The 4,065-nt window shown below is 50.5% G+C and carries 4 protein-coding genes and 1 pseudogene; 2 read left to right on the top strand and 3 right to left on the bottom strand.

Annotated features, from left to right (window positions below):
* Nucleotides 1-33: 33 nt before the first annotated feature.
* The 3 genes from ABYT30_RS16590 to sthA form a co-directional block, all read right to left on the bottom strand.
* Entirely contained in the window at nucleotides 34-816 is a 783-nt protein-coding gene (locus tag ABYT30_RS16590) for a DUF3014 domain-containing protein (protein WP_373080709.1), read from the bottom strand.
* A gap of 254 nt (nucleotides 817-1,070) precedes the next feature.
* The gene (locus tag ABYT30_RS16585; RefSeq protein ID WP_373080710.1) at nucleotides 1,071-1,253 is read right to left on the bottom strand and encodes a PA3496 family putative envelope integrity protein; all 183 of its coding nucleotides are present in this window, start codon (nucleotides 1,251-1,253) and stop codon (nucleotides 1,071-1,073) included.
* Between the two features lie 250 nt (nucleotides 1,254-1,503).
* The gene (gene sthA, locus ABYT30_RS16580) at nucleotides 1,504-2,943 is read right to left on the bottom strand and encodes a Si-specific NAD(P)(+) transhydrogenase (protein WP_373080711.1); all 1,440 of its coding nucleotides are present in this window, start codon (nucleotides 2,941-2,943) and stop codon (nucleotides 1,504-1,506) included.
* Between the two features lie 111 nt (nucleotides 2,944-3,054).
* On the opposite strand from sthA, the gene ABYT30_RS16575 reads away from it, so the two are divergent.
* Both ABYT30_RS16575 and ABYT30_RS16570 read left to right on the top strand, forming a co-directional pair.
* Entirely contained in the window at nucleotides 3,055-3,675 is a 621-nt protein-coding gene (locus ABYT30_RS16575) for a methyltransferase (RefSeq protein ID WP_373080712.1), read from the top strand.
* Nucleotides 3,676-3,783: 108 nt separating this feature from the next.
* A pseudogene (locus tag ABYT30_RS16570) lies at nucleotides 3,784-4,065 on the top strand (hypothetical protein); the annotation flags it as partial.

Here is a 4,065-nt window from a genome sequence, read left to right as displayed (position 1 = left end):
GATGGCACCCATATTGTGATGGCCAAACGCGATTTACAAATAACTCTCTAGTTCGCGCAACCAGTTTTGCAGCTTTTTCATATTTTCTGGACCAAGACGCCACATCCACTTGCTCAGCGGGTCAGCATTTTCTAACACTGGATCTACATATTCGTACAAAACTTTAGGCCGCTTCATCGCAGCATTTTCAGGAATCGGCTCAACAATGAGCAAATGCTCAATCATGGTACGCAACTGATTATCAAAGGACTGCGGGTTGCCCAGCTCATTGTAAGTCCCTTCAAGAAACGGCGACCATTTCTTATAGAATATCGCCAAGCTCTTGGGGTCGGCGGCGGTAACCGTCTCGATCATACCGTCCCAGCGTTTAAAATTGCCGGGATCGTTAGTGAGGCCGTCTTCCGTTTTAATCACTAAAAATGGTTCTTTACTATAAACAAAGGGCAGATGCTTGGTGGGTAATCGGTAGGTCGCCAACTGATCCACGGCCGACACCCACTTGCGCACTTGCTCGGAGGGCTGCAGCCATCCCGCTAAGGGAGCCGACAATTTAGCAGCGGCGGCCCGAATTTGCTCGTCACTGCCGTTTACCGCTGCAGGTGGCTCAGGGACTTCAGCCGCTTTCTCACTGTAGTCAGCTTCAGATTCAACCGCCAGCGTTTGCTTAACTGTCTTTTCTGGCGTGTTCGCGACTTCGGCTACTTCGGCAGTTGTATCATCATTAAACTCACTCGTCGCCGAGCGATCTAATACAAACCATACAAATGCGGCAATGCCAATAATCACAACAACCGCAGATAAGGCTTTCCAGTTCATCACAAAATCCTATTGATAAATGAGGCTATATTTTTGCTGTACCACAACATTGGGCCAGACACATTGTGTCTACCGTAACGCCCACGGCAGCAGCATGCAAATCAGACACCTTGACCAACGATGGTATTACCGCAGCCAAAAATCAGCAACTAAGTATTGCTAAACGGCAACGATATATATGAAAAACGCCACTCTATGTGGCGTTTGTGCGGAGAACTCAATGCCTGCCCATCGGATCAGGGCAAAACACGCTACTACAGGTCGAAATCGTCCAGCAGGTCCAGCTCATCCATCAAGCGTTTACGCTCCAGGCGCTCTTCAATTTTACGGCGGATGCTGCTGTCGCGGCCACCCATATCCCGCCGCTCATCAAAATCAGCGCTCGAATCATCTTCTACCAGATCATCGAGATCATCATCAGCTAGGTCACTTGCCATTGCTTGCCCACTCCAGTACCACGTCTATACAGAATGAACACCTCGGCTAACCGTGGTGGTTCAGGGCACTATTTATGATGATCTTGCTTTTCTGTCAATAAATATTTTCTTTTATTTTTCGACCTGGTATTACGAGCGGTATTCTGGTCGATGCCAAGCCAATACTTTCGCCATAATTTACTATCGCCAATCGCTAGCAGGCACTAACTTTCACACAAACAGTGTAAGTATATGTCACCAGCCAAATCCGTCATTTACCAAGCCGATTGAGGCCGTTTAAGGCCGCCGTACGATAGGCCTCCGCCATCGTCGGATAATTAAAGGTTGTGGTCACAAAATAGCGCAGCGTATTACCGCCATTTTGCTGTTTCATAATCGCCTGACCAATGTGAATAATTTCCGCCGCTTCCGCGCCAAAGCAATGGATGCCAAGTATCTCAAGGGTGTCGACATGAAACAGTAATTTCAGCATCCCCACCGTTTCTCCGCTGATCTGGCCTCGTGCGGTATCTTTGAAAAAGGCCCGCCCCACTTCATACGGCACCTTGCCTTCGGTTAGCTCCCGCTCGGTTTGACCCACGGAACTGATTTCCGGCAGGGTGTATATCCCAGTGGGCACGTCATCGACAAACCGGCAATGCTCCTTACCCCTGGCCGACGCAGCGGCCGACCGGCCTTGATCGTAAGCTGCGCTAGCCAAGCTCGGCCAGCCAATGACATCACCTGCCGCAAAAATATTAGGTACCGCCGTTTGATAATGCTCATCAACGACTAGCTGACCGCGATGGTCTGTTTCCAAGCCAACTGATTCCAAACCTAGTCGATCGGTATTACCACTGCGCCCGTTACACCACAGCAAAGCATCGGCGTGCAGGCGCTTGCCCGACTCTAGGTGCAGTACAATCTCTTTGTCACTTAGCTCTACTGACTGATACACCTCGCGATGGCGAATCATTACCCCAGTGTTGCGCAATTGATAACTCAAGGCGTCAGAGATTTCGTCATCCAAAAACTCCAACAAGCGATCCCGGCTATTAATTAACTCGACCTTCATACCGATACCGGAAAAAATCGACGCGTATTCACAGCCGATGACACCCGCACCATAAACAATGATCTTATTGGGGGTATTGTTCATTTTAAGAATACTGTCGCTGTCATAAACCCGCGGGTGGCTAAAGTCGATATTCGCCGGCCGATATGGCCTTGAGCCCGTCGCGATCACCACGCTCGCCGCGCTAATGACCTCTTCTTGGCCGTCATCGCGATAAACGGCGACGGTATGGCTATCGACAAAGCGACCCTCGCCGTGAATTAGGCGAATTTGGTTACGATGGTAAAATCGACTGCGCATGGCCACCTGCCGCGCGATGACCTCATTGGCATGACTTAATAAACGTGGGTAGGTCAATGTCCGAGGGTCGCCAATATCGCGAAATATCGGTGTTTGATTAAAGCGAATGGCCTGGCGGACCATATGACGAAGTGCCTTAGAGGGCAAAGTCCCTTGATGGGTACAGGCGCCCCCTACTGTGTCTTGGGCTTCCACAACCACTACACTGCGACCGTGCTTAACCGCATTTAGTGCTGCGCTTTCGCCGGCCGGACCACTGCCCAAAACCACCATATCGTAATCAAACTTCTTTACCACGTTGACTTCCTCATCGTCGTTTAGGCCCGCTGCTAGCATACGCCGCCAGCACCCCAATCGGAATTAGACCTTCTGCTAATAAAAACTCGCGCACCACAATGGCAAACCCTAAAATACGCAGATTATTCAGCGCGCAGCCGGAGAAAAATCGTGTCTGACCTCAAACCACATAGTCGCCAGTATTTCGGTGTCACCAGCCTGCTTGCCGCCCACCCCGATATGCGCAAACTAAAACGCAGCACCTCAGCCACTCATCTGCACGGCAATAAACTGTGGGGCAGCGCCTACGTGCTAATGGACTATTTACAAGAAAATCCATTAGCACCCGGTAGTCGAGTTCTAGAATTGGGTTGTGGCTGGGGATTAGCCAGCATTTATTGCGCCAAGTATCAGCAAGCCGATGTCACTGCATTAGATGCCGACCCCGCGGTATTCCCCTATCTTGAGCTCTTGGCAAAACACAATCAGGTCAATATTCAAACCTTGAGCAAGGATTTTACCGCCCTCAGCACAGATGAGCTCGTCGAATACGACATAATTATCGCCAGCGACATCTGTTTCTGGGACGAAATGAGTGAAGCGGTATATGAACTCATTGCCCGGGCCGTCGCTGCCGGCGTGAAGCAAATCCTCATTGCCGACCCCCACCGCCCACCATTCATTGACGTTGCCGAAGCCTGTATTGACGACTTTTTTGCCGAACTACTCCCCCGCGAAGTGACTACCAATCGCCGCCACCGGGGCAGTATCCTACTTATAGAAAATGCCTAAGATCGACTAACTGCGGCAGCAATTGCTGCCACTGTCTTAAAAGTGACTTATTTTAGTCACACAACTGCAAACAGCGCCGCGTATTGTCCTTGGTGTGAGGATCATACTATGCGTTTAATACAGTCGATAAATCAGTTCGATGTAAGAATGTTTCTGGCATGCGTAAACACCCGCCACCAGCAACACTTGTCCCGTATTGCCCGCAGTGTATCAAAAACGGGAGATGGCTACGCCCAACTCGGCCTCCCAGTTCTGGTATATGCCGCAGGGATTCAACAGGGCCTAGCCTATTTTAGCGCAGTGCTAATCAGTTTTGCCGCTTGGTTGCCCGCCTACTGGGTTCTGAAAAATACCTGTCGGAGGCGGCGCCCACCTGCGGCCATACCCGCG

Source organism: Zhongshania sp. (assembly GCF_041623545.1).
GTDB lineage: Bacteria > Pseudomonadota > Gammaproteobacteria > Pseudomonadales > Spongiibacteraceae > Spongiibacter.
The sequence above is the reverse complement of the archived record's forward strand: the minus strand, read 5'-3'. Positions and strand labels throughout refer to the sequence as shown.

Bases quoted from the DNA above. Each gene is read 5' to 3' on its own strand.
- ABYT30_RS16590 (WP_373080709.1), bottom strand. From the start codon at position 816: ATGAACTGGAAAGCCTTATCTGCGGTTGTTGTGATTATTGGCATTGCC.
- ABYT30_RS16585 (WP_373080710.1), bottom strand. From the start codon at position 1,253: ATGGCAAGTGACCTAGCTGATGATGATCTCGATGATCTGGTAGAAGAT.
- sthA (WP_373080711.1), bottom strand. From the start codon at position 2,943: ATGCTAGCAGCGGGCCTAAACGACGATGAGGAAGTCAACGTGGTAAAG.